Source organism: Microvirga sp. TS319, assembly GCF_041276405.1.
In the GTDB taxonomy this organism is placed as follows: Bacteria; Pseudomonadota; Alphaproteobacteria; order Rhizobiales; family Beijerinckiaceae; genus Microvirga.
In genome coordinates this window covers 1999971-2023413 of record NZ_JBGGGT010000002.1, presented here as the reverse complement: position 1 = coordinate 2023413, position 23443 = coordinate 1999971, and the positions used below count along the sequence as shown (strand labels likewise).

The window sequence follows — 23443 nt, the reverse complement described above, 5'->3', positions numbered from 1 at the left end:
ATGCACCTTCTTCCGGTCACGACCGTATCCCTCGACGAAGGCTCGGAGGCCATCGACCTCCAGCAGCCTCCCGGGGATATCGTGGTCCTGTCCTTCGCGGACAGCGACCTCGGCGCGCTGGCGGCTGCCCACCGGCGCAGGCCGGACCGACCGTCGCTTCGTCTGGCTTCGCTCCGCCGCCTCCGCCACCCTCTGTCGATCGATCTCTACGTCGATAAAACCGCCAGGAGATCGCGCTTCGTCCTCGTGCGCTGCCTCGGAGGACGCGATTACTGGCGCTATGGGCTGGAGCGTCTGTCGGAAACCTGCCGCGCAGACGGCGTGAAGCTGGCCGTGCTACCGGGGGACGACCGTCCCGATCCCCGGCTTGCGGCCTATTCCACCGTTTCCCCTGCCCTCTGCGACGCCCTGGAAGCCTACTTCCAGGCCGGCGGTATCGACAACATGAGTCGATTACTGGCGCGGATCGGCGCCGAGATCGGCAGCGCGGACAAAGCGGCGGAGCCGCCGCGCTCCTCTCCCCGGGCCTTCGCCTGGACGCCCGATGAGGGAATGGTCGAGCCGGAAACGCTGCTCGCCCGCTGCTCGCCCGAACGCCCGCTCGCGCATGTGCTCGTTTACCGCTCAGTGCTTCTTTCAGGCGACATGCAGGCCATCGAGGCCCTGTCCGCGGCGCTGTGCGAGCGCGGTGTCGATCCGCTCGTGCTCGCGGTCTCGAGCCTGAAGGATCCGGAGGCCGTCGCCGTCGTGCGCCGTGCGATCCGGCTCCGCCGGCCGGATGTGATCGTCACGACCACGGCATTCTCGGCGCGCGACGATGCCGGTTTCGTGCTCGACGAAGCGGATTGTCCCATCCTCCAGGCGATTCCCGTCGGCAGCCCGAAAGACGCCTGGGAGGCGTCCCCGCGCGGTCTCTCCGCCGCGGATCTCGCCATGCAGATCGCCCTGCCCGAATTCGACGGGCGCATCGCGGCCGGGCCGATCTCGTTCAAGGCCGAGGAGCCCGCCGATCCGGCCCTGAGCTTTTCCCATCGTGTCCAGGCGCCGGACGCAGCCGGTATCGACATGGTGGCGGCCATGGCGTCCGCCTGGATCCGGCTCGGCCATGCACCACGCACCGAGCGGCGGCTGGCGCTCGTTCTGTCCGATTATCCGGCGCGCGGCGGCCGTGCCGGATTTGCTGTCGGGCTCGATACGCCGGCGAGCGCCTGCGCGATCCTCGATTGGCTGCGCGATGCGGGGTACGACGCCCACAGAGATTTCACCGCCGCCGATCTCATGCCGCGGCTGACCGATGGCGAAGCCTCCTTCGCGGTTCCGCTCGCCGCCTACCGCGCCTGGCTCGGCGGCGTGCCCGAAGAGCTGAGAACCGCGATCGATGAACGGTGGGGCGTCCCGGAGAACGATCCGGCCTTGGACGGCGAGGCTTTCCGCTTTCGCGCCATCCGCGCCGGCAACGTGCTCGTCGCTCTTCAACCGGACCGGGGGCACGGACAGGACCGCAAGGGCTTCTATCATGATCCCGACTGCCCGCCGAGCCACGGCTATCTCGCCTTCTATTGCGGCCTGAGGATTCTCGAAGACATCCACGCCCTCGTGCATCTGGGCACCCACGGAACCACCGAATGGCTGCCCGGCAAGGCGGTGGCGCTGTCCTCCACCTGCTGGCCGCGCCTCGCCATCGGCCCACTCCCCGTGATCTATCCCTTCATCGTCGACGATCCCGGCGAGGCGGCTCCCGCAAAGCGCCGGATCGGCGCTGTCACCATCGGGCACCTCACGCCGCAGACCACCGACAGCGGACTGCAGGGGGAAGCGGCGGCTCTCCGTGAGCTGGTGGAGGAGTTTTCCTCCGCTCAGGTCCTTCATCCGGGGCGCGCCGATCTCGTTGCTCGGGAGATCCTGGAGCGGGCGAAAGCCGGCGGTCTTGCCGCAATCTGCGGGGTCGACGACGCCATGCCCATGGACGAGGCTCTGACCCGCCTCGACGCGCATCTGTGCGATCTCGGAGAGGTGACGATCCGCGACGGCCTGCACGTCTTCGGGCAGGCTCCCCTCGGCTTCGAGAGCTGCAGCGCCGGCGAGCGCGAGGGATTGCTCAGGGCGCTCGATGGGCGCTTTGCCGTTCCGGGTCCCGCAGGCTCGCCCTCGCGCGGCCATACGGACGTTCTGCCCACCGGCCGCAATCTCACGACGCTCGATCCGCGCGCCATTCCGACGCGGGCGGCCACCGAGCTCGGCTGGCGCGCGGCGGCGGAAGTCGTGCGGCGCCATCTGCAGGAGGAAGGCGATTGGCCGCGCCGGATCGTGATGGACCTGTGGGCCTCGCCGACGCTTCGCTCCGGCGGAGAGGATATCGCTCATGCGCTCGCTCTCATGGGCGTTCGCCCGGTCTGGGACCATGCATCCACCCGCGTGACGGGCTTCGAGATCGTGCCGCACCCGCTGCTCGACCGGCCTCGCGCGGACGTCACGGTTCGCGTCTCGGGTGCATTCAGGGACACGTTCCCCGACCAGATCGGTCTCCTCGATCAGGCAGCGCGCGCCGTGGCCGCGCTCGACGAGGATGACGACTGGAACGAACTCGCGGCCGCCCGTCGGCGCGGCGAGACGCTTTCGCGCGTGTTCGGATCGGCGCCGGGCACCTACGGCGCGGGTGTATCGGCCCGCGCCTTGGATGGAGAATGGAACGGCAGGAGCGATCTCGGCCGCACCTATCTCGAGGGCACCTCTCATGCCTTCGGGGCTTCGGGGGCACTGGGCGCGGATGAGAGCTTTCCGGCCAGGGTCCGGCAGGCGGAAGCCTTCGTGCATGTAAGCGACGTGGCCGAACGCGACATCCTGGACGGCGATTCCGCCGCCGATGCCATCGGTGGCTTTGCCGCTGCCGCCGACGCGCTCGGCGCATCCCCGGCGCTCTACAGCCTCGACACAAGCCGGCCACAGAACCCGAAGGCCCGCATTCTCCATGAGGACGTGGATCGGCTCGTGCGCGGTCGCCTGACGCATCCGCGCTGGATCGAGGGCCAGCTCCGCCACGGCTGGCGCGGGGTTGCCGAGATCGCACAGGGAGTCGATGCGCTCTTTGCCCTCGCGGCCACTACGGGCGCGGTGTCATCCGGGGCGTTCGATCTCCTGTTCACGGCGCTTCTGGCCGATGAAGAGCTTCGCAAGCGGATGGCGGCCGCAAACCCGGCCGCCGCGCAGGCCATCCGGGATCGCCTCGCGCAGGCGAGACGGCGGGGATTGTGGCACAGCCGCCTCAATTCCGTGGCAGTGCTGTTCGACGATGCCCGGCAGGAGGGGACGGAATGACAGCCGCGAGCACCGTCACGCGCAGGGGCTGGTGCCCGGGCGTGCGCCGCCCGATGGCGACCGGCGACGGTCTGCTCGTGCGCCTTCATTGTCTCGGCGGCAGGCTGCGGGCCGATCAGGCGCGCCTCGTCGCCGATGCCGCACGAAGATTCGGCAACGGCCATCTCGATATCACGGGACGCGGCAACCTGCAGATTCGCGGGGTGCGGGACGAGACCTACCCAAAGCTGCGCGCGCGCCTCGATCGGGAAGGCCTCGTCGAACCCGAGGGAAACGGCCCGAGCCACCCCACCGCGACCTCTCCGCTTGCGGGCATCGATCCGGACGATTGCTTCGACACCCTGGCCCTGGCCCAAGTCGTCGAGGACACGGTCCGCGGCATCGACGGTCTTCCCGCCAAGGTCTTCATCGCCGTCGATGGCGGCGGATCCATGCCGCTCGATGCCATCGGGGCCGATCTCCACCTGCTGGCTCAGGATGATGGCGATGCCGCCGTCGGCGTCGCGTCGCCCGAGGGTCCCGAGTGGATCGGCACGACGGACGTGTCGCGGGTGCCGGAGGCGGTCGCGGCGATCCTGTCCGGATATGCCGGGATGATAAAGGCAGGGCGGACCAAAGCCCGGCGGCTGCGCCATCTCGAGCGGAGCCTTGCGCGCGAGCTCGCCGGTGCCGCAGCGCTCGGACCCGCGTCTCCTCCTCGCGCCCGTCCTTCGTCACCACGGGCCGGCATCCTCCATGCCCATGGCGGCAAGGCCGTTCTTCTCGCCCTTCCCTTCGGGCGTTGTGGAAGCGCGCAGCTCGAGCAGGCCGCCGCATGGAGCGAGCGTTTCGGCACGGGGGAAATCCGCCTGTCGTTCACGCGCGGAATTCTGCTTCCTGGCGTCGCGGTCACCTGCCTCGATGCCATCCTCGATGAGGCCCGCCGCTCGGGCTTCGTCACCGACGCGGGAGATCCTCGCCTCTCCCTGCTCGCCTGCCCGGGCAAGCCCGACTGCGCCAGCGCCTCGACGCCTGCCCCAGCCGACGCCTTGCGGATCGCAAGCGCCTGCGGTCACCTTCTGGCGCAAGGGGCGTCCCTTCACGTCTCGGGCTGCCGAAAGGGCTGCGCCCATCCGGGCCGGGCCGACCTCACGCTGGCGGGCCGCAGCGATGGCCGCTATGACGTCATTCCGAACGGCTCCACGCAGGATGCCGCCTGCCTCCACCTTTCCATCGACGATCTCATGACGCGCTTATTGCCCTTCAGAACCCTGGACGACCTGCGCCACGCTCTCGCCGAGAATGCGCGATGAGCAACGCCCGCGACTATATCCGCGAGGGAGCGGAGATCTATCGCCGCTCCTTCGCGATCATCCGCAGCGAGGCGGACCTGTCCCGTTTTTCCGGCACGGCCGAGCGCGTCGTCGTGCGCATGATCCACGCCTGCGGCATGACGGACCTGCCTGCCGATGTCGGTCTTTCGTCCGACTTTGCCGAGAAAGCGGAGGAGGCCCTCAAGCGCGGTGCGCCGATCCTGTGCGATGCCAAGATGGTGGCGAACGGCATCACCCGTTCCCGGTTGCCCGCGGGCAACGTGGTCATCTGCACTCTCGACGATCCCCGCGTGCCCGCGATGGCAACAGACCTCGGCAACACCCGCTCGGCGGCCGCCATGGAGTTGTGGCGAGAGCACATCGAGGGCTCCGTCGTGGTCGTCGGCAACGCGCCCACCGCCCTGTTCCGCCTCCTCGAAATGCTCGATGCGGGTACGCCGAAGCCCGCTGCGGTGATCGGCATTCCGGTCGGCTTCATTGGGGCGGCGGAGTCCAAGGACGCCCTGGCCCGCGATGGCCGGGTCCCGTACCTCGTCGTCCATGGGCGGCGCGGCGGCAGCGCGATGGCGGCCGCGGCGGTCAATGCCCTTGCCCATCCCGTCGAGTGAGGCAGGCATGAACCAGACCGCCATTCGCTTCTTCGGCCTCGGGCTCGGTCCCGGCCATCCGGACTATATGACGGTGCGCGCCCGCAAGGTGCTCGAGACGGCCGACCGGCTCGCCCATTTCTGCAAGCGCGGAAAACGGGGCAATGCGCGCACCATCGCGGACGCCGTCGTCGGTGCGGACCCGGAGCGGGAGATCGCTCTCGTGTATCCGGTGACGACGGAGATCCCGGCCGATCATCCCGATTATGCCGCCGCACTCAAACCCTTCTACGAGGCCTCGGCGGAAATGCTCCTCGCGGAGATCGAGGCAGGCCGCACGGTCGCCCTGTTGTGCGAGGGCGACCCCTTCTTCTACGGCTCCTTCATGCATCTCTGGTGGCGTCTCAAGGACAAGGTGCCGACCGAAGTCGTGCCCGCTATCTCCGGCATGTCGGGTGCCTGGACCCGGGCCGGCACGCCGATCACCTGGGGCGACGATGTGCTCACCGTGGCGCCCGGAACACTGTCGGAAGCCGAGTTGACGCGACGCCTCTCCGGTACGGACGCCGCCGTGGTGATGAAGCTGGGACGCAACCTGCCGAAGGTCCGCCGGGCGCTTGCCGCCGCGGGACTTCTGGACCGCGCGATCTATGTGGAGCGCGCCACGATGGCCGAGGAACGGATCGTTCAACTCGCCGATCTGCCGGAGACGGTCGAAGCTCCCTATTTCTCGCTCGTCCTCGTGCCCGGACAAGGGAGGCGCGTATGACGGGCCGGATTACCATCGTCGGCCTCGGCCCGGGCGATCCGCGCTGGCTGACGCCGGCAGCCAGCGAGGCCCTCGCCTCGGCGACGGATCTCGTTGGCTATGGCCCCTATGTCGGCCGCGTGCCGGAACAGCCCGGTCAGCGCCGCCATGTCTCGGACAACCGCGTCGAACTCGACCGTGCGCGCTTCGCCCTCGATCTTGCCGCCAATGGTGCCCGGGTCGCCGTGGTGTCCGGCGGAGATCCCGGCGTGTTCGCGATGGCGGCGGCGGTGTTCGAAGCGATCGAGACGGGCGATCCCGCGTGGCGCGGCCTCGATATCCACGTCGAGCCCGGCATCACGGCCATGCTCGCCGCCGCTGCCCGGGTAGGCGCACCGCTGGGCGGCGATTTCTGCGCCATGTCGCTCTCCGACAATCTCAAGCCCTGGGAGGTCGTCGAAAAGCGTTTGAGAGCGGCCGTCGAAGCCGATTTCGTCGTGGCGCTCTACAACCCGATTTCGTCCGCACGGCCCTGGCAGCTCGGCGCGGCGCTGAAGATCGTTGCCGAAGCGCGAGCCCCCGACACGCCGATCATACTCGCCCGCGCGGTCGCGCGTCCCGACGAACGCATCAGAATCCTGGCGCTTAGCGAGGTGGAGGCCTCGCTTGCCGACATGTCCACCGTGGTGATCATCGGCGCCAGCACGACACGGCGGATCGAGAAGAGCGACGGCGATACGCCCTACGTGTACACACCGCGCTATTACGGAGTGCGCGCGTGACGCCGTTCGAGCCAGTCGAGAGCCGCGTTTGCCGTCGCAACCTCCTCGACGCCCGCAGGCACTCGGGGCCGCGCCACGACGATGACCGGCAAGCCCAGAGTCCGCGCAGCCGCGATCTTCGGATAGGTCGCGGCGCCGCCCGAATTCTTCGTCACCAGCACGTCGACCCGCTCGCGCTCCATGAGCGCATGCTCGGCAGCCTCGTCGAAGGGCGCGCGGTCGCGAATGGCGACGACATTCGGAACCGGAAGCGCATCGCCGACGGGCTCGATGGTCCGGACCAGGTAAGTGTGCAGGGGTGCAGCCGCAAAGTGAGGAAGCTCCATCCGGCCGATCGTGAGAAAGACACGGCGCGGTGTCTCTCCGAGCGCCGCGACCGCCGCTTCCATGGACGGCACGCCGATCCAGCGGTCGCCCTCCTGCCGTGTCCAGGGCGGACGGCGAAGGGCGAGAAGCGGCACCCCGGCCCTCGCGCAGGCTTCAGCGGCATTGCGGGAGATGATGGCGGCGAAAGGATGCGTCGCATCGACCACTGCTTCGACAGGCTCGTCCCGCAGGAAGCGGGTCAGCCCCTCCACACCGCCGAAGCCGCCGATGCGTGTCGGGATCGGCAGGGGATGCGGGTCGCGGGTACGGCCTGCGAGAGACAGGAGAGGGTTGAAGCCGGCCCGGTTCGCGAGCCGCGCCGCGAGCGCGGAGGCTTCCGTGGTGCCGCCTAGAACGAGAATGCGCATGAGCCCCTTTTCTCCGAATTCCGCGCCCGAGTCGACCGTCCGTCAGTCGAGCGCTCCACCGTGCCGCCCCTGGCTGACCATCATCGGCATCGGCGAAGATGGGCGCGCGGGCCTGTCGGCGGCGGCCCTCGCGGCTCTCGACGGGGCAAAGCTCGTGATCGGTGGCGCGCGCCACCTCGACTTGGCCGCCCCTCTTTCCGCGCGTACGCTCGCGTGGCCGAGCCCCTTTTCTGACGGATACAGGTTGGTTCTGGAAAGACGGGGCGAGCCCACATGCGTGCTCGCGACGGGTGACCCCTTCCACTACGGCATCGGCGCCGAGCTTGCCCGCCAGGTCCCGGCCGAGGAGATCATCAGCTTTCCGCAGCCCTCCGCCTTCAGCCTCGCGGCCGCACGCCTGGGGTGGTCCCTGCCCGAGTGCGACTGCGTGAGTCTTCACGGAAGGGCCCTCGAACGGATCGTGCCCGCTCTTCAGCCGGGCGCTCGCATCATCGCCCTGTCGTGGGACGGCGCCACGCCGGGCAAACTCGCGGACCTTCTGCAGGCAAGAGGATTAGGCTCCTCGAAGGTCACCGTGCTCGAAGCCATGGGGGGCGCGCGCGAGCGCATCCGATCCGCGACCGCAGCCGACTTCTCCATCGCGGACATCGCCCCGCTCAATTCCGTCGCCATCGAGGTCGTAGCCGCGGACGATGCCCGCATCGTTCCCCTGGCGCCGGGCCTTCCCGACACGTGGTTCGAGAATGACGGTCAGCTCACGAAGGCGGAAATCCGCGCGCTGACGCTTGCGGCGCTCGCACCGAAAGCGGGCGAATTGCTGTGGGATATCGGCGCGGGTGCGGGTTCTGTCGGCATCGAATGGTGCCTGCGCCATCCGCGAAACCGCTGCATCGGAATCGAGGAGCGTGAGGACCGAGCCGAACGGGCGCGTCGCAACGCGGCGGAACTTGGCGCCACAACCCTGGAGATCAGGCTCGGCCGCGCTCCCGAGGCGCTCTCCGGCCTGCCCTCTCCTGACGCGGTCTTCATCGGCGGCGGCGCATCCGAACCCGGAATCTTCGATATGGCCTGGACGGCGCTCAGGCCCGGCGGGCGCCTGGTCGTCAACGCGGTGACCCTTGAGACCGAAACATTGCTCGGCACCCTTCATGCCCGTCACGGAGGTCTCATGCGGCGTCTGGCGCTCTCGCGCCTGGACCGCATCGGCGGCATGCATGGCTGGCGAGCGGCCATGCCCGTCACGCAATGGGTGGGGACGAAGCCATGATCGTGGCCGGTGTGGGTTTCAGGCGGGGCGCCGCCGCCGAGGAGATCGTCGCGCTGGTGGAACAGGCGCTCGCCCGCGCCGCGATGGCCCGGGAGGCGCTGGATCGGATCGCGACGGTCGAGCCGCTCGCTGCCCTTTCGGCGTTCACGGAGGCGGCCCGCCGTCTTGCCGTCACGCCTATCTGTGTTGCAGAACAGGCCCTGGTCGCCGCGGCGCCCCGCGGGAGCACACACTCGGCGCGCTCCATGGCGGCCCACGGGGTCGGATCGGTCGCGGAGGCCGCCGCGCTCGCGGCGGGAGGACCGCGATCGGAACTCATCCTGGAGCGCATCGCCTCGGCCTCCGTCACCTGCGCCCTCGCACGAGGGGAGATACGTTCATGACCGTTCACTTCATCGGAGCAGGTCCGGGAGCCGCCGACCTGATCACCGTCCGCGGGCGCACTCTCGTCGAAAGCTGCCCCGTCTGCCTCTATGCCGGCTCCATCGTGCCGCCGGAGATCCTGTCCTGGTGCCCGCCCGGTGCACGCCTCGTCGACACGGCGCCCCTGGATCTCGAAGCCATCGCAGCGGAATATGCGCGAGCGCACGAGCGCGGCGAGGACGTCGCGCGCCTGCATTCGGGCGACCTGTCCATCTGGAGCGCCATGGGCGAGCAGATCCGCCGTCTCGACGGGCTCGGCATTCCCTACACGATTACACCCGGCGTCCCGGCCTTCGCGGCGGCGGCGGCCGTGCTCGGACGAGAGCTGACCGTGCCTGAAATCGGCCAATCGGTGGTTCTCACTCGCACCTCGGGCCGGGCGTCCTCCATGCCGGAGACGGAGAGTCTCACGCTATTCGCCCAGACGAGGGCGACGCTCGCGATTCACCTCTCGATCCACGTGATCGAGAAGGTGGTCGAGGATCTGCTCCCGGCATACGGCTCCGATTGTCCCGCCGCGGTGGTCTGGCGCGCGTCCTGGCCCGACGAGCGGGTCCTGAAAGGCACCCTGGGAACCATCGCTCCCATGGTCCGGGCGGAAAAGCTGGAGCGAACGGCCCTGATCCTGGTAGGCCGTACACTCGAAGCGACGGATTTCCGCGACAGCGCACTCTATTCGACGGATTACGACCGACGCTTCCGTCCCAGCCTGCGCAAGGATACTTGATGAAGCACATTCCGCCCTTCGATCCTGGATCAGGCGAGAACGCGGAAACGCGCCTGGCACGCCTGAGCCGCGTCACACCCTCGTTGACCCCGGGCACCGTCTGGCTCGTCGGGGCGGGTCCGGGCGATCCGGGGCTGCTGACGATCCATGCCCTCAACGCCCTGGCGACGGCGGATGTGATCGTCTACGACGCGCTGGTCGGACCGGACATCCTGTCGTTCGCCCGCGCAGACGCCGTGCTCGAATTCGCGGGCAAGCGTGGAGGCAGGCCCTCGGCGGTTCAGCGGGACATCTGCGAACGGCTGATCCAGCTTGCCCGCGAGGGCCGCCGGGTGCTGCGGCTGAAGGGTGGCGATCCCTTCATCTTCGGACGAGGCGGTGAGGAGGCGCTGGCGCTTGCCGAGGCCGGTATCTCGTTCCGCATCGTTCCAGGAGTGTCGAGCGGCCTCGCATCGCTGGCGGTCCATGGAGTGCCGGCAACGTTCCGCCAATCCAACCATGCGGTCATTCTCGCGACGGGCCATCCGGCCCCCGGCGAGGACATCGACTGGGCCTCCCTGGCCCGCACGGGCGTTCCTATCGTTCTCTACATGGCGGTTTCGAGCATTTCGTCGATCGTCGGCGCCCTGATGGAAGGAGGGCTTTCCGGCGACACGCCGACGCTCACCGTCCACGACGCGACGACGGCCCGGGAAAGCGTGGTCGAGGCAAGACTCGAAAACCTGCCCGATCTCGCCGAGAAAGGCATGATCCGCTCTCCCGCGATCATCGCCATCGGGGCAATTGCGGCCTTCCGCGCCGCCATTGCCGATCATCTCCTGGAATTCGGCAACGAGGCGGCTCGGTGACCTCCGCTCCCGGCATTCTCATCGCGGCGCCCCGCTCAGGATCGGGCAAGACGACGATCACGCTCGGACTGCAAAGGGCGCTTGCACGCCGTGGCATGCGGGTTCGCGGTGTGAAATGCGGGCCGGACTACATCGATCCGGCATTCCATGCGGAAGCCACCGGCGCACCGAGCTACAACCTCGACAGCTTCGCCATGAGCACGCGCCTGCTGACGGCGCTTGCCGCCGCGTCCGCAGAGGCCGCGGATCTCATCGTGGCTGAAGGATCGATGGGCCTTTTCGACGGCGTGCGCCAGGACATCGGCCGCACCGGAGCCAGCGCCGACATCGCCGCTCTGTTCGGCTGGCCGGTGGTTCTCGTGCTCGACGTTTCGGGGCATGCGCAATCGGCCGCCGCCGTCGCCCTCGGCTGCGCCCGTTTCGATCCGAGGATCACGGTCGCCGGCGTGGTGCTGAACAGGGTCGCGAGCGACCGCCACCGCAGGCTCGTGGAGGACGGCATGGCGCGCATCGGCCTGCCGGTGCTCGGCGCGCTCATGAGGACCGACACGCTGACCCTGCCCGAGCGCCATCTCGGTCTCGTTCAGGCCGGAGAGACCGCAGAACTCGGCCCGCGGTTGGAGCGCCTTGCCGATGCGGTGGAAAACGCCGTCGACATCGACCGTCTCCTCGCCCTGAGCGGCCCGACCCGCATCGGCGCGGACGCCCTGGCGCATCGTGCGAAAAAGTGGCCCCGGTTTTTCGCTTCGAACGATGCGCCCTTTAAGGAGTGGAGCATCGGATTGGATCCCAAAAGTGGGTCCACTTTTGGGTCCGATGCTCTAGCGCTAGCTCTGCCGCCACCGGGGCAGCGCATCGCCCTCGCGTCCGATCAGGCATTCTCGTTCATCTACCCCCATGTGCTCGCAGGCTGGCGAGCGGCGGGAGCGGAGATCGTCACCTTCTCGCCCCTCGCGGACGAACCTCCGCCGCCGGATTGCGACATATGCTGGCTGCCGGGAGGCTACCCGGAGCTTCACGCGGGCCGCATCGCTGGGGCGGGCCGGTTCCTTCAAGGTCTGCGCTGCTTCTCCACGGATCGTCCCGTTCATGGCGAATGCGGAGGATATATGGTCCTGGGCAGGACGCTCGAGGACGGGAGCGGCCACGTTCATTCCATGGCGGGGCTTCTGCCCGTCGAGACGAGCTATGCCAAGCGCAAGATGCATCTCGGCTATCGGGTCGCGCATCTGATCCACGACGGAGTGCTCGGCCCCGCAGGAAGCCGCCTTGTCGGGCACGAGTTTCATTATGCCTCGGTCACGTACGGCGACACCTCTTCCGATGCGGCCTTTGCCACCATCACCGATGCCGAGGGAAATCATCTGGGACCTGCCGGCCACCGCAGCGGATGTGTCACAGGCAGCTTCTTCCACGCCATCGCGCGCGAATGACCATCGTTCATCGGTCCTGATTGCTGTCCTCGTGCGAGCCCGCCACGAGGACATCGCCGCCGGGTGCTTTCAAGAGCCGACAGCCTCCCGGCGGCCGCAATCTGTCAAGCCGACGTCCTACTGCGGAACGACGAGGCGACGCTGACGCGACGGATTCAGGAGGTCCCCCTCAACTCAGGACCACTTGGGGCTGTTCCAGGGTGACCGATAGGGCTTCACGCGGGCGGCACGTCCGATGGCGATCTGGAAATGCCCTCCTGGCGCATTGTACGAAAAAGTGGACCCGGTCTTTCGCAAGAACGATGCGCTCTCTCCAAGAAGGGAGCATCGTGCGGACCTCGCTGTTCGCCGGAAACGATGCACCCTCTCAAAGGGAGCATCGGACGGACCCAAAAGTGGATTTGCCCTTTTGGGTCCGTCCGATGCTCTGGCAGCCCGGAGCTGCGTATGATCTGATTGCCCGAAAAGGGATTGCGAGGAGGTCCAGGTGAGACCGATCATTCACCCCCTGACGGCGGGCATGCCTCTAGCGCATCATGCGAAAAAGTGGACCCGGTTTTTCGCGGCAAGCGATGCGCTGGTCTTTAGTGGGAGTATCGAAGTGATCCCAAAAGTGGATTCCACTTTTGGGTCCGATGCTCTAGCGCGCTTGTTCCGCCACTTCACCCTGTCGCTCTGTGTCATCGCCGGAACGGGAGGGGTCGCAGGTGCGGCCGATATTCCGGCGCCCCAACCCGTGGTTGAGGCGCTGCCGATGCCGCCCTCGTGGAGCTTCCGTTTCACGCCCTATGGCTGGCTGACTTCGCTGAACGGCACTCAGACCGTGCGCGGGCGCTCGGTCAAGGTGAATGCAAGTTTCATCGACATCCTTGAGAAGAGCGACACGCTCGTGGCCCTGATGGGCGACTTCGAGGCCCGCAACGGCCCGATCGCCCTCTTCACCAACGTGGTGTGGACCAAGATCGGCGCAGAGCGCGGCAATGTCCGCACCCGCGCCCTGGCACCAGGAGTGACCGGGTCTCTCGGCACGTCCCTCGGCCTCGACATCGAGATGGCGATCGCCGAAGCCGGGGCGGCCTACGAGGTCGCTCGCTCCGGTCCGCTGGCCTTCGACCTGCTCGGAGGGGCCCGGTACTGGCATCAGGAGGCCGACCTCTCCCTGGCCGTCACGCCTGGGCTCGATATCGGAGGGCTTCAAATCGAGGGGACGCGGGCATTCGCCCGCTCCGGGTCCGTCGACTGGGTCGATCCGTTCATCGGGGCGCGGCTGCGTTATACGATGGCGCCCGGACACGAACTCCTCCTGCGAGGCGACGTCGGCGGGTTCGGGGTCGGGAGCCAGTTCTCGTGGCAGGTCATTGGCGCCTACGGGGTCGATCTCGGCACGTACCAAGGCATCACGTTCTCGGGCGTGATCGGGTACAGGGCCCTCTCCGTGGACTATACTCAGGGTGAGGGACGGCAGCGCTACGAGTTTGACATGCTTCAGCACGGTCCGCTGATCGGCATCAGCGCGCGGTTCTGAACGCAGCCGAGTCCAAGCGTCCAACGCCACCTTCGAGCGATCACGTCTGAGCCGGGTGGGGCCAATATCGCTGCGTGTTGATGCCATCTTTTCACGCAAAACCGGTTCCCACGTCCCGCATCCAATGCGCTAGAGGGTGCGGTTCCAGACCGCCGTCAGCGTCGCGGCGGGAACGGCCGTGTTGGTCGGACTGCCCTTCGGGGTTGGAATTGCCGGGTTGTCCGAGGGCGGGACTGGGAGCGGCGACAGTGTCAGCAGAGCGTTGAGCACTCCGATCACCCTGCCCCCGACGCAATCGAGCACCGGCGATCCCGAGGTGCCGACGTTGAGCAGGAGCCGATCGGACCCCTGGATTTCGATCATGGCCAGGCCGGCATATCGGCTGGCCGGGGTGGCCGCGTCGCGCAGGAAACCGTGCGCGGTCTGCATTCTCCCGCCGGGATAGCCCAGCACCAGGACCATCGCGTTCTTCGGGGGCACCTCCGTCTCGACTTCGAGCACCTGTGCATGCGGGAATGGGTCGCGCAGCTCCAGGATCGCCACGTCCTCCGCCATTCCCCCGGCAAGTCTCCCCCGGGCCACCACGCGCAATGGCGTGAGGACCATCACCCCGGGTTCTCCTTCGCGGGCCGTCTGCCGCAACTCGACATCTTGCCAGCCTTGTACAGGCAGAGTGTTTGCAAAGTGAGCGGCGGTGACGAGGATACGGGGTGAGGTATAGAACCAGGCCGTGGCCCTCTCTCCGATGATCTCCGCGGATCCGTCCCGCCTCGCCTTGTCGAAATACCGACTGATGCTCACGACGGAGCGGGTATAGGCCGAAGGATCCACACAGGATGCGCGGCTCCCCTTGGCGCTGCTCTCCTGGGCGCTAGCTCGCGAGACGGCACCGTCAGGCCCGACGGTGATCGCAAGCAGCGCCAGGGCAACGGCGCAAAGCGCCGTCCGGACCTGCAGGGGGGCGCCCATGCATTTCCTCACTTTCCGTATCCGGAACTGAGGACCGACGCAGACACAACAGATCCAGAGGCTCTCTCAACCGGGAAGGTCACGGGATGTTCCCGAACTCCCCTGTCCGGAGATGCCAAGCGATTGTCCAGTTTAATCAAGCGACGACCGCTCCGGAGGCGCAAAATGGGGCCCACCGCTGTCACGGACGGCACAGGAGAATCTGCCCCATGACCAACTCACGTCTCCCGCGGATCGCCATGGTGGCCCTGATGGCAACCGCCCTCACCTCCCTCGGCGCAACGCTTGGCCGAGCGCAGCCCGTCGAGGCAGGTCGAGCCCTCTCGGCCATGAGCCTCAAGGAGCAGGAAGCCTTCGCCATCGCTAAGGACGCCTACGTCTACGGCTATCCGCTGATCACCATGGAGATGACCCGGCGCATCATCACCAATGTCGCCCAGCCCAGCGGGAGCCACGCTCCGATGGGCCAGCTGGTCAGCCTGCGCGAATATCCGACCTCGGCTTTTCGTGACGTGACCGCGCCCAACGCCGACACGCTCTATACCTCCGGGTTCATCGATGTCGCCCAGGAGCCCTATGTGCTCTCTCTGCCCGAGATGAACGGGCGCTATTACCTGTTTCCCATGCTCTCGGCCTGGACCAACATCATTGCCAGCCCGGGCAAGCGCACCACCGGCACCGGACCCCAGACCTATGCCATCACCGGCCCAGGCTGGAAGGGCGCATTGCCGGACGGGGTCCAGGAGATCAGGTCCCCGACCGACATGGTCTGGTTCATCGGCCGGATCTACTCATCAGGCACGCCGGAGGACTACAAGGCAGTCTGGGCCATCCAGGACCAGATCGGGCTCGTGCCGCTCAGCGCCTACGGCAAGCCCTACACGCCGCCGGTCGGCAAGGTGGATCCCGGGATCGACATGAAGACGGCCGTGCGCAAGCAAGTCAACCGATTGGAGCCCGGCCCCTATTTCAACCTGCTGGCCCAGCTGATGAAGGACAACCCGCCCTCGCCGGGGGACGCCCCGATGCTCGCCCGCATGGCGAAGCTCGGCATCGTGCCCGGGCACCCGTTCGATATCGGCCAGCTCGATCCCGAGATGGCCAAGGGTGTCGAGCGCGCCCACCGGGCCGGCTGGGAGCAGATCACCGCGGGCATACCCGCCGTCGGCACGCTCGAAAACGGCTGGGTCGTCGCCACGACGCTCGGGCGCTATGGAACGGACTATCTCAAGCGCGCGACCGTCACGGCCGTCGGGCTTGGCGCCAACCTGCCCCAGGATGCGGTCTATCCCACGACCGGCGTGGACTCGGCGGGCCGGAAACTGAGCGGTACCGGGAAATACGTCATCCATTTCGACAAGGGACAATTGCCTCCGGTCGACGGCTTCTGGTCGCTGACGATGTATGACGGCAATTACTTCTTCGTCGCCAATCCCCTCAATCGCTACACCCTGAGCCAGCGCGACCGGCTCACGACGAACCCGGACGGATCCGTCGATCTTTATCTCCAGAACGAGTCGCCTGGAGCCGCGAAGGAGGCCAACTGGCTGCCGGCTCCGGCAGGCGACATGAACCTGATGCTGCGGCTTTACTGGCCCAAAGAGAGTTCACCCTCGATTCTGAACGGCACCTGGAAGCCGCCGAAGGTGGAGCGGGTCGAGGAGCGGCTCACGGCGGCGGATCAGAACGGGCTCGTGTCGACGCCGACGAGCGCCGGCATTCCGGCAACGACCGGCAGCGCCGGACCAGGCCCTGTCGCCGGCTCGTCGACCGTAGGCATCGCCGTCGTGGACGTCCGGACGCTCTACAGCGGCTTCAGCGTGAAGGATCAGATCCTCGGGCACGAGATCTACAACGACAAGGGAGAGCGGGTCGGCCATATCGCGGATCTGATCGTCGCGCCCGATAAGGTGGCCACCTACGCCATCGTCGGCACCGGCGGCTTCATCGATCTCGGGGAGCACCTGACGGCGGTGCCCGTCAGCCAGTTCACGCTTAAGGATGGCCAGATCGTGCTGTCGAACGCGACCAAGCAGTCGCTCGAAGCCATGCCCCGGTTCGTGCGGGCCAGCAACGAGTAGCAATGGAGAGGCCGTTATGATCAGATCGACCGTTGTTCTTGCGTTGACCTTCGCGGCGACAGGGGCGTTGGCGCAGGCCGGCCCGTTGACCACGGGCCGACCGTGCGAGGCCGACCGCGCATTGGTGGACTCCCGTGGCGCCGTCGTCCTGAGCACGGGCCAATACACTTATGGCCGCTTCGTCCGGGATGCCCGCTACTGCCAGGTCGATCAATATCCGCAGCCTGCCTATGTGCCGAGCGACGACACGGCTCAGTGCTTCGTCGGCTACCGCTGCGCGGATGGGCCCGACGACGGCTTCTGATCGCGCGGCCGCCGAGGTGATGCTCCATCGGAAGGCCTCCTCCGAAGGCAAAAGCCACCTCCCGGGATGAGGAGCGAGGCGATTCCAAGCCTGCGGGCGCTCGCCTCCGGATCAGACGGCTTCCCGACCGCTCACGATGAACCCGCGAGGATCGAGATCGCTCGACCGGGATAGGCCGCCGCGGCCTTCAAGACGCACCTCCTGTCCGATCATTGACCAAAGCAGGCGTTGGGTATAATTTTCGAACGAACTTAACAGGAAACCTTCACGGCCTAAAAAAGGTGAAGGTTCTTTCGGAGAACGCGGCGTTATGTGCGCTCTCCCCTGGTTCGTCTAGAGCAGTTTTCAGCTTCGTTGGAGCGAGTGCTTTAGCGAAGAACGTGTCGCCTTCTGTTTCATACCGACAGCCTCTTACAGGTAAGGATGAACGGGGATGGCTGTAGCGCTCATACTGGTTCTGGTCGCCGTCGGCTCGGTGGTGTTCCATCTCCTGAGCCCCTGGTGGTGGACGCCCATTGCGTCGAACTGGGCCTATATCGATACCACGATCATCATGACCTTCTGGATCGCCGGGGCTGTCTTCGTCGCCGTCGTCCTGTTCATGGCCTATTGCGTCTACCGGTTTCGCTATCAGCCGGGAAGACAGGCTCATTATGAGCCGGAGAGCAGACGGCTGGAGCTGTGGCTGACCATCGTCACGGCAGTGGGCGTCGCAGCCATGCTGACGCCGGGCCTGTTCGTCTGGAGACAGTTCATCACGGTCCCGCAGGATGCGACGGACGTGGAGGTCGTCGGGCAGCAATGGCAATGGAGCTTCAGGCTGCCCGGGCCCGACGGCAAGCTCGGCGCATCCGACGCGCGCCTGATCAGCCCCGACAACCCTCTCGGGATCAGCCGCGATGATCCAGTGGGACAGGACGATGTCGTGATCGAGGGCGGCGAGCTGCATCTGCCGGTGGGCAAGCCCGTCAAGGCGCTGCTGCGCTCCGTCGACGTGATTCACGATTTCTACGTGCCCGAGATGCGGGCGAAGATGGACCTGGTGCCGGGCCAGGTCTCCTATATCTGGTTCACGCCGACCCGGACCGGTACTTTCGAGATCCTGTGCGCGGAACTCTGCGGCGTCGGGCATCCGCAGATGCGCGGAACCGTCGTCGTGCAGGAGCAGAGTGACTACCAGGCATGGCTGCAAGGTCAGGAGCCGCGCGATTTTGCGCGGGTCGCACCGGAAGCCCAATGAACAGGGTACCGGCTGCCGGCTGATAAGGGGGCGAAGGAAACGGCCAGGGAGTGCGTCCTGATGGTTGATGTCCCGCTAGGTTCCATCGGAGCGGTCCCCGCTCCAGATGTCGAAGATGTCGAGCTCTATCACCCCCATAGCTGGGTGACGAAATACGTCTTCAGCCAGGACGCGAAGGTCATTGCCATCCAATATTCCTTCACGGCCCTCTCGGTGGGCCTGATCGCCCTCGTGCTGTCGTGGCTGATGCGCCTGCAGCTCGGGTTTCCCGGCGTCTTTTCGTTCATCGATGCCAACGCCTATTACCAGTTCATCACCATGCACGGGATGATGATGGTGGTCTATGTGCTGACGGCGCTCTTCCTCGGCGGTTTCGGCAACTACCTGATCCCTCTGATGGTCGGCGCGCGCGACATGGTCTTTCCCTATGTCAACATGCTGAGCTTCTGGGTCTATCTCCTGGCCGTGCTGATCCTGATCGCGAGCTTCTTCGCGCCGGGCGGCCCGACCGGCGCCGGATGGACCCTGTATCCCCCGCAGGCGATCCTGTCGGGCACGCCCGGGGGGCAGGACTGGGGCATCATTCTGATGCTGGTTTCCCTGATGGTCTTCATCATCGGCTTCACGATGGGCGGCTTGAACTATGTGGTGACGGTGCTGCAGGCGCGGGCGCGCGGCATGACCCTGATGCGGATGCCCCTGACCGTCTGGGCCATCTTCACCGCGAGCTTCATGGCGCTGCTCGCCTTTCCGGCCCTGTTCGTCGGCTCCGTGATGATGCTGTTCGACAGGGCGCTCGGCACGAGCTTCTTCATGCCGTCGATCGTCGAGATGGGCCAGCCTCTGGATCGCAGCGGCGGAAGCCCCCTGCTGTTCCAGCATCTCTTCTGGTTCTTCGGCCATCCCGAAGTCTACATCGTCGCCCTGCCGGCCTTCGGCATCGTGTCCGATCTGATCAGCACCCATGCGCGACGCAACATCTTCGGCTACCGCATGATGGTCTGGGCGCTACTCGCTATCGGCGCGCTGAGCTTCGTGGTCTGGGCGCACCACATGTATGTGAGCGGGATGAACCCGTATTTCGGGTTCTTCTTCGCCACGACGACGCTCATCATCGCGATCCCGACGGCCATCAAGGTCTATAACTGGATCCTGACCCTCTGGCGCGGCAACATCCACCTCACCGTCCCGATGCTGTTCGCGCTCGCCTTCATCGTCACCTTCCTGAACGGGGGTCTCACGGGGCTTTTCCTCGGCAACGTGGTGGTGGACGTTCCCCTCTCCGACACGATGTTCGTGGTGGCGCATTTCCACATGGTGATGGGCGTCGCTCCGATCCTGGTGATCTTCGGCGCGATCTATCACTGGTACCCGAAGGTGACCGGCCGGATGTTGAACGACACACTCGGCAAAATTCATTTCTGGGTCACGTTCCTGGGCGCCTACGCGATCTTCTTTCCCATGCATTATCTGGGCCTCATGGGGGTGCCGCGCCGCTATTACGAGATCGGCGAGATGAGCTTCGTTCCCCCCTCCGCCCACACGCTCAATGCCTTCATCACCATCGCGGCGCTGATCGTGGGCGCGACCCAGCTGCTCTTCGTCTTCAACCTGTTCTGGAGCCTCCGGCACGGACGGCCGTCCGGCGGCAATCCCTGGCGGGCGACCACCCTTGAATGGCAGACCCCGGAAACGCCCCCTCCGCACGGCAATTGGGGCAAGACGCTGCCGGTGGTCTATCGTTGGGCCTACGATTACAGCGTTCCGGGCGCGGCCGAGGACTTCATCCCGCAAAATCAGCCCAACGCTCAGGTCCCGTCGGGAGTCGCGCATGGGTAGCATCCTGCTTTTTCTGACGGCGCTCTTCACGATTGGAACATGGTGGCTTCTGCGCCAGGGGGTGATGTCGAAGCCGTGGCTGGAACAGGGCGTCCTCGAAGTGGCTGTGTCGGAGCCCTCGCAGTCGGCTGAGAAGGTCGGGCTCGGTGTCTTCCTGGCGGTCGTCGGCTCACTGTTCGCGCTCTTCATCAGCGCCTACGCGATGCGGATGCAATTCCCGGACTGGCGCGACGTCCCGCTTCCGAAGGTGCTCTGGTTGAACACGGCGATGCTCGTTCTCAGCAGCATCGCATTGCAGGGCGCGCGCAACGCGGCTCGTGACGGTGATGAGGACAGGCTCAAGATCGGCCTTCTCGCGGCGGGCGTGACCGCGCTGGCTTTCGTGTCCGGGCAGATACTGGCCTGGCGCCAGCTGACGGCGGACGGGTACTTCCTGGCGTCCAATTCAGCCAATGCGTTTTTCTACGTGCTGACGGGGCTTCACGGGCTGCACGTTCTCGGCGGTCTTGTCGCCCTGGGAGGGACCGCTTCGAAGGCATGGCGGGGCACGCCCGGCAACCATCTGCGGCTCAGCGTGGAACTTTGCGCCACCTACTGGCACTTCCTGCTTGCGGTCTGGCTCGTCCTGTTGAGCATCCTGACCGGTTGGGCGGGGACATTCCTCGTGATTTGCCGACAGGTACTGAGCTGAAGGGATTTCCTGGCATGACCGAGCAAGCCTTTTCAAACCTTCAGGCCGCCCGCGACGATAATTCCGGGTTGCGCAGCATCGCCGACGATTTCGCCTCCGACCGGCAGGCCTTCAAGAATGTGCCGTGGGGCAAGGCGATGATGTGGATCTTCCTGCTCAGCGACACCTTCATCTTCAGCAGCTTTCTGATCGCCTACATGACCGCGCGGATGTCGACTGCCGTCCCGTGGCCGAACCCGAGCGAAGTGTTTGCCCTGACCATCGGAGGCAGGTCCCTCCCGCTCCTCCTGATCGCCATCATGACCTTCGTCCTGATCAGCAGCAGCGGAACCATGGCGATGGCGGTCAATTTCGGCTATCGGCGCGACCGCAGGAAAACCGCCGCCCTGATGCTGGTGACGGCGCTGCTCGGCGCCACTTTCGTCAGCATGCAGGCCTTCGAGTGGACCAAGCTGATCCACGAAGGCGTGCGCCCATGGGGCAATCCCTGGGGGGCGGCTCAGTTCGGCTCGACCTTCTTCATGATCACCGGATTCCACGGCACCCATGTGACCTTCGGCGTCATCTTCCTGCTCGCCATCGCCCGAAAAGTCTGGCGCGGCGATTTCGACGAGCGCCGGCGCGGATTCTTCACCAGCCGCAAGGGCAATTACGAGGCCGTCGAGATCATGGGGCTCTACTGGCACTTCGTGGACCTGGTCTGGGTCTTCATCTTCGCATTCTTCTATCTTTGGTGAGGGGTGTTCCATGGCACAGGCAACGGCAGCGGCATCTGCTCACGCGCAGGGGCAGCAGCATCCGATCAAGCTCTACCTCGTCGTGTGGGCTTGGCTGTTCATCTTGAGCACCGGCTCGTATCTGGTCGACTACTTCCAGCTCGAAGGCGGTCTCCGATATTCGCTCATCATCCTGTTCATGCTGCTGAAGGCAGGGCTCATCGTCGCCGTGTTCATGCACATGGCCTGGGAACGCCTGGCGCTGGTCTACGTCATCCTGGTGCCAATGAGCGCGCTCCTGGTGTTCGTGGCCATCATGGTGTTCGAGTCGGACCACACGCTCCTGTCACGGCTCACGTTCTTTACCGTCGGACACTGACGTTGAACGCTTTCCGGCTGAGCCTGGGTCAGGTTCCGTCGAAAGACCGCAGGACCGCCCTGTCCGCCGGATAGGTCTTCTCGGCCGGAAGCGGCTCCACCACGTGCCTGTAAAGATGCCAAGTCGCATGTCCGAGCACCGGCATCACGATGGCGAGCCCGACGAACAGTGGAATGGAGCCGACGAGCAGCGCCGTCGCGATGATCAGGCCCCAGAGCGCCATCGTGAGGGGATTCTCGACGACCGCCTTGACGGAGGTGTAGATCGCCACAGCCACGCCGACGTCTCGGTCGACCAGCAGCGGAAAGGAAATGACGCTGATGCTCAGCACCACGATGGCGAAGACGAAGCCCAGAAGGTTGCCCCAGACGATCAGGCTCATGCCTTCGGGGGTCGTGAGGACCTGATGGATGAAATCCGGATATGACGTGGGTGCCGCGTAGCCGAACAGGGACTGGTACAGCATTCGCGCACTGGTCAACCACACAAGGAAGATCACCAGCAGAATGACGCCCATTCCGATGATCGACGGGATGGCGGGGGAGTTCAGGACCGCGAATGCATCCCTCCATGACGTGGCAAGGCCCAGCTCACGCCGCCGGCTGATTTCGTAAAGGCCGATGCCCGCGAACGGCCCCACGAGGGCGAAGCCCGTCGCCAGCGGATAGAGCAGCGGCAGAGCATTGGACGTAAAGGTGAGCGCCGCGAGGCACGCGCCGAAGATCGGATAGATCAGCCCGAGAAACACCAGATGGGACGGCATGGCCAGGAAGTCGTCGAAACCTCTCGACAACGCATCCTTCAGGTCTGCAGGCGTGATCTTTCGTATGACCGGATGGGCCGGGGTCTCGCTTGCGCCGGCGACGATGTGAAACTGAGCCATGGCGCACCTCCGAAGCTGAACCTTGGCAGCCCAGATTACGGTCATGATGCTTCATCGAGACGGGTCACACGCAACCGCAACCTGTCGCGTGATCATACTCGCAAACGGAGCGGCTGTCGTTGATGAAATCGCCGTCCTGCCAAGCTATCGCCTGCCCGTCGTTGCTCCCAGAACCGCGAGATTTATGATAAGGTCGACCGTCCTGCAGTCAGGGAGAGCTTCATGGATTCCCGCATTCTCCTTATCTGGATCGGCGCCCTGCTCATCATCTGCGGCGTGGTCTACGGAGCGGCTCTGGCTCTCTGGGGAGGACGCCTGAGCGATGCGAGGCTTGGAAGCTCACCGAAGGCGAGCCTGGAACCTCGGCAGAGCGCACGACCGTTCAGCTTTAAGACCCATTGGCCCGCTTTTGCCCTGGTCCTTGTCGGAGCCATTCTCATCCTGACGAAAACGGCGTTTTAGGCCGGCCCCCCGGCTGGGCGGTCCCTCTGAAAGCAGGTCATGCGAGGTTCCGCCGGCCATTGCCTTTCGGGCTCCCGTGTCGTGCGACCTAATGGTCAATCGTGACCCCGGATGATACCTTGCGAAGGTTTCGATCGTTCCTTTGAATCTCCGGTCGACGCGCCGGGCGCACGAAAG

Annotated in this window: 22 protein-coding genes and 1 pseudogene; 20 read left to right on the top strand and 3 right to left on the bottom strand. The window is 66.0% G+C overall.

Going from position 1 to position 23443, the window contains the following annotated elements; genetic code table 11:
- Genes cobN through cobJ form a run of 5 tightly spaced genes read left to right on the top strand, consistent with a single transcriptional unit; the run spans position 1 to position 6745 of the window.
- Positions 1 to 3315 (top strand): cobaltochelatase subunit CobN, encoded by a 3315-nt coding sequence (gene cobN, locus AB8841_RS18890; RefSeq protein WP_370437353.1) that lies wholly within the window; start codon positions 1 to 3, stop codon positions 3313 to 3315.
- Positions 3312 to 4607 carry a precorrin-3B synthase gene (gene cobG / locus AB8841_RS18885; RefSeq protein WP_370437352.1) on the top strand — a complete coding sequence of 432 codons (1296 nt, stop codon included), beginning with the start codon at positions 3312 to 3314 and terminating at the stop codon, positions 4605 to 4607. Before cobN ends, cobG begins: the two co-directional genes overlap by 4 nt.
- Positions 4604 to 5236, top strand: a complete 633-nt coding sequence (locus AB8841_RS18880; protein ID WP_370437351.1) for a precorrin-8X methylmutase — start codon at positions 4604 to 4606, stop codon at positions 5234 to 5236. The genes cobG and AB8841_RS18880 overlap by 4 nt, the downstream gene beginning before the upstream one ends.
- A 7-nt stretch (positions 5237 to 5243) precedes the next feature.
- On the top strand, positions 5244 to 5984 hold the full coding sequence (locus tag AB8841_RS18875; protein WP_370437350.1) for a precorrin-2 C(20)-methyltransferase: 741 nt from the start codon (positions 5244 to 5246) through the stop codon (positions 5982 to 5984).
- On the top strand, positions 5981 to 6745 hold the full coding sequence (gene cobJ / locus AB8841_RS18870; protein ID WP_370437349.1) for a precorrin-3B C(17)-methyltransferase: 765 nt from the start codon (positions 5981 to 5983) through the stop codon (positions 6743 to 6745). Before AB8841_RS18875 ends, cobJ begins: the two co-directional genes overlap by 4 nt.
- Here cobJ and AB8841_RS18865 read toward each other — a convergent pair.
- Positions 6727 to 7479 (bottom strand): cobalt-precorrin-6A reductase, encoded by a 753-nt coding sequence (locus AB8841_RS18865; RefSeq protein WP_370437348.1) that lies wholly within the window; start codon positions 7477 to 7479, stop codon positions 6727 to 6729. The two genes, cobJ and AB8841_RS18865, sit on opposite strands and share 19 nt — an antisense overlap.
- Here AB8841_RS18865 and cbiE point away from each other — a divergent pair.
- The 6 genes from cbiE (at position 7478) to AB8841_RS18835 (ending at position 13702) form a co-directional block, all read left to right on the top strand.
- Positions 7478 to 8746 (top strand): precorrin-6y C5,15-methyltransferase (decarboxylating) subunit CbiE, encoded by a 1269-nt coding sequence (cbiE, locus tag AB8841_RS18860; protein WP_370437347.1) that lies wholly within the window; start codon positions 7478 to 7480, stop codon positions 8744 to 8746. The two genes, AB8841_RS18865 and cbiE, sit on opposite strands and share 2 nt — an antisense overlap.
- The gene (locus AB8841_RS18855; protein WP_370437346.1) at positions 8743 to 9129 is read left to right on the top strand and encodes a cobalamin biosynthesis protein; all 387 of its coding nucleotides are present in this window, start codon (positions 8743 to 8745) and stop codon (positions 9127 to 9129) included. Before cbiE ends, AB8841_RS18855 begins: the two co-directional genes overlap by 4 nt.
- Positions 9126 to 9896: a precorrin-4 C(11)-methyltransferase gene (gene cobM / locus AB8841_RS18850; protein WP_370437345.1), complete on the top strand. Its 771-nt coding sequence runs from the start codon at positions 9126 to 9128 to the stop codon at positions 9894 to 9896. The genes AB8841_RS18855 and cobM overlap by 4 nt, the downstream gene beginning before the upstream one ends.
- Positions 9896 to 10744, top strand: a complete 849-nt coding sequence (cobA, locus tag AB8841_RS18845) for a uroporphyrinogen-III C-methyltransferase (protein WP_370437344.1) — start codon at positions 9896 to 9898, stop codon at positions 10742 to 10744. The genes cobM and cobA overlap by 1 nt, the downstream gene beginning before the upstream one ends.
- Positions 10741 to 12177, top strand: a complete 1437-nt coding sequence (locus AB8841_RS18840; RefSeq protein WP_370437343.1) for a cobyrinate a,c-diamide synthase — start codon at positions 10741 to 10743, stop codon at positions 12175 to 12177. Before cobA ends, AB8841_RS18840 begins: the two co-directional genes overlap by 4 nt.
- 487 nt (positions 12178 to 12664) lie before the next feature.
- The gene (locus tag AB8841_RS18835) at positions 12665 to 13702 is read left to right on the top strand and encodes a hypothetical protein (RefSeq protein ID WP_370437342.1); all 1038 of its coding nucleotides are present in this window, start codon (positions 12665 to 12667) and stop codon (positions 13700 to 13702) included.
- Positions 13703 to 13831: 129 nt separating this feature from the next.
- On the opposite strand, the gene AB8841_RS18830 is transcribed toward AB8841_RS18835, so the two are convergent.
- Positions 13832 to 14671 (bottom strand): serine protease, encoded by an 840-nt coding sequence (locus tag AB8841_RS18830; RefSeq protein ID WP_370437341.1) that lies wholly within the window; start codon positions 14669 to 14671, stop codon positions 13832 to 13834.
- Positions 14672 to 14910: 239 nt separating this feature from the next.
- Between AB8841_RS18830 and AB8841_RS18825 the strand changes: the two are divergent.
- The 8 genes and pseudogenes from AB8841_RS18825 to AB8841_RS18790 form a co-directional block, all read left to right on the top strand.
- Positions 14911 to 16329 (top strand): annotated as a pseudogene (locus AB8841_RS18825) (DUF1254 domain-containing protein); the annotation flags it as partial.
- Positions 16318 to 16752: a PRC-barrel domain-containing protein gene (locus AB8841_RS18820; RefSeq protein ID WP_370439312.1), complete on the top strand. Its 435-nt coding sequence runs from the start codon at positions 16318 to 16320 to the stop codon at positions 16750 to 16752. The pseudogene AB8841_RS18825 and the gene AB8841_RS18820, both read left to right, overlap by 12 nt.
- 16 nt (positions 16753 to 16768) lie before the next feature.
- A complete protein-coding gene (locus tag AB8841_RS18815) occupies positions 16769 to 17056 on the top strand; it encodes a hypothetical protein (protein ID WP_370437340.1) in 288 nt (95 codons plus the stop codon).
- A gap of 433 nt (positions 17057 to 17489) precedes the next feature.
- On the top strand, positions 17490 to 18296 hold the full coding sequence (locus AB8841_RS18810; protein WP_370437339.1) for a cytochrome c oxidase subunit II: 807 nt from the start codon (positions 17490 to 17492) through the stop codon (positions 18294 to 18296).
- 60 nt (positions 18297 to 18356) lie between these two features.
- Positions 18357 to 20135, top strand: coding sequence for a cytochrome c oxidase subunit I (gene ctaD, locus AB8841_RS18805; RefSeq protein ID WP_370437338.1), 1779 nt, complete (start codon positions 18357 to 18359; stop codon positions 20133 to 20135).
- Complete coding sequence (locus tag AB8841_RS18800; RefSeq protein WP_370437337.1) at positions 20128 to 20826, top strand: cytochrome c oxidase subunit 3; 699 nt, start codon at positions 20128 to 20130, stop codon at positions 20824 to 20826. Before ctaD ends, AB8841_RS18800 begins: the two co-directional genes overlap by 8 nt.
- A 14-nt stretch (positions 20827 to 20840) precedes the next feature.
- A complete protein-coding gene (locus AB8841_RS18795) occupies positions 20841 to 21563 on the top strand; it encodes a heme-copper oxidase subunit III family protein (protein WP_370437336.1) in 723 nt (240 codons plus the stop codon).
- A gap of 10 nt (positions 21564 to 21573) precedes the next feature.
- A complete protein-coding gene (locus tag AB8841_RS18790; RefSeq protein ID WP_370437335.1) occupies positions 21574 to 21921 on the top strand; it encodes a cytochrome C oxidase subunit IV family protein in 348 nt (115 codons plus the stop codon).
- A 28-nt stretch (positions 21922 to 21949) separates the two neighbouring features.
- Here the strand turns inward: AB8841_RS18790 and AB8841_RS18785 are convergent, their stop codons facing one another.
- Complete coding sequence (locus AB8841_RS18785; protein ID WP_370437334.1) at positions 21950 to 22804, bottom strand: DUF2189 domain-containing protein; 855 nt, start codon at positions 22802 to 22804, stop codon at positions 21950 to 21952.
- Positions 22805 to 23026: 222 nt separating this feature from the next.
- Between AB8841_RS18785 and AB8841_RS18780 the strand changes: the two genes are divergently transcribed.
- Positions 23027 to 23266 carry a hypothetical protein gene (locus AB8841_RS18780; RefSeq protein WP_370437333.1) on the top strand — a complete coding sequence of 80 codons (240 nt, stop codon included), beginning with the start codon at positions 23027 to 23029 and terminating at the stop codon, positions 23264 to 23266.
- Positions 23267 to 23443: the final 177 nt, after the last annotated feature.

Bases quoted from the DNA above. Each gene is read 5' to 3' on its own strand.
- cobJ (WP_370437349.1), top strand. From the start codon at position 5,981: ATGACGGGCCGGATTACCATCGTCGGCCTCGGCCCGGGCGATCCGCGC.
- cobA (WP_370437344.1), top strand. From the start codon at position 9,896: ATGAAGCACATTCCGCCCTTCGATCCTGGATCAGGCGAGAACGCGGAA.
- cobG (WP_370437352.1), top strand. From the start codon at position 3,312: ATGACAGCCGCGAGCACCGTCACGCGCAGGGGCTGGTGCCCGGGCGTG.
- ctaD (WP_370437338.1), top strand. From the start codon at position 18,357: ATGGTTGATGTCCCGCTAGGTTCCATCGGAGCGGTCCCCGCTCCAGAT.
- AB8841_RS18880 (WP_370437351.1), top strand. From the start codon at position 4,604: ATGAGCAACGCCCGCGACTATATCCGCGAGGGAGCGGAGATCTATCGC.
- AB8841_RS18800 (WP_370437337.1), top strand. From the start codon at position 20,128: ATGGGTAGCATCCTGCTTTTTCTGACGGCGCTCTTCACGATTGGAACA.
- AB8841_RS18815 (WP_370437340.1), top strand. From the start codon at position 16,769: ATGATCAGATCGACCGTTGTTCTTGCGTTGACCTTCGCGGCGACAGGG.
- AB8841_RS18780 (WP_370437333.1), top strand. From the start codon at position 23,027: ATGGATTCCCGCATTCTCCTTATCTGGATCGGCGCCCTGCTCATCATC.
- AB8841_RS18830 (WP_370437341.1), bottom strand. From the start codon at position 14,671: ATGGGCGCCCCCCTGCAGGTCCGGACGGCGCTTTGCGCCGTTGCCCTG.
- AB8841_RS18795 (WP_370437336.1), top strand. From the start codon at position 20,841: ATGACCGAGCAAGCCTTTTCAAACCTTCAGGCCGCCCGCGACGATAAT.
- cobM (WP_370437345.1), top strand. From the start codon at position 9,126: ATGACCGTTCACTTCATCGGAGCAGGTCCGGGAGCCGCCGACCTGATC.
- cobN (WP_370437353.1), top strand. From the start codon at position 1: ATGCACCTTCTTCCGGTCACGACCGTATCCCTCGACGAAGGCTCGGAG.
- AB8841_RS18875 (WP_370437350.1), top strand. From the start codon at position 5,244: ATGAACCAGACCGCCATTCGCTTCTTCGGCCTCGGGCTCGGTCCCGGC.
- AB8841_RS18810 (WP_370437339.1), top strand. From the start codon at position 17,490: ATGGCTGTAGCGCTCATACTGGTTCTGGTCGCCGTCGGCTCGGTGGTG.
- AB8841_RS18785 (WP_370437334.1), bottom strand. From the start codon at position 22,804: ATGGCTCAGTTTCACATCGTCGCCGGCGCAAGCGAGACCCCGGCCCAT.
- AB8841_RS18865 (WP_370437348.1), bottom strand. From the start codon at position 7,479: ATGCGCATTCTCGTTCTAGGCGGCACCACGGAAGCCTCCGCGCTCGCG.
- AB8841_RS18790 (WP_370437335.1), top strand. From the start codon at position 21,574: ATGGCACAGGCAACGGCAGCGGCATCTGCTCACGCGCAGGGGCAGCAG.
- AB8841_RS18855 (WP_370437346.1), top strand. From the start codon at position 8,743: ATGATCGTGGCCGGTGTGGGTTTCAGGCGGGGCGCCGCCGCCGAGGAG.
- cbiE (WP_370437347.1), top strand. From the start codon at position 7,478: ATGAGCCCCTTTTCTCCGAATTCCGCGCCCGAGTCGACCGTCCGTCAG.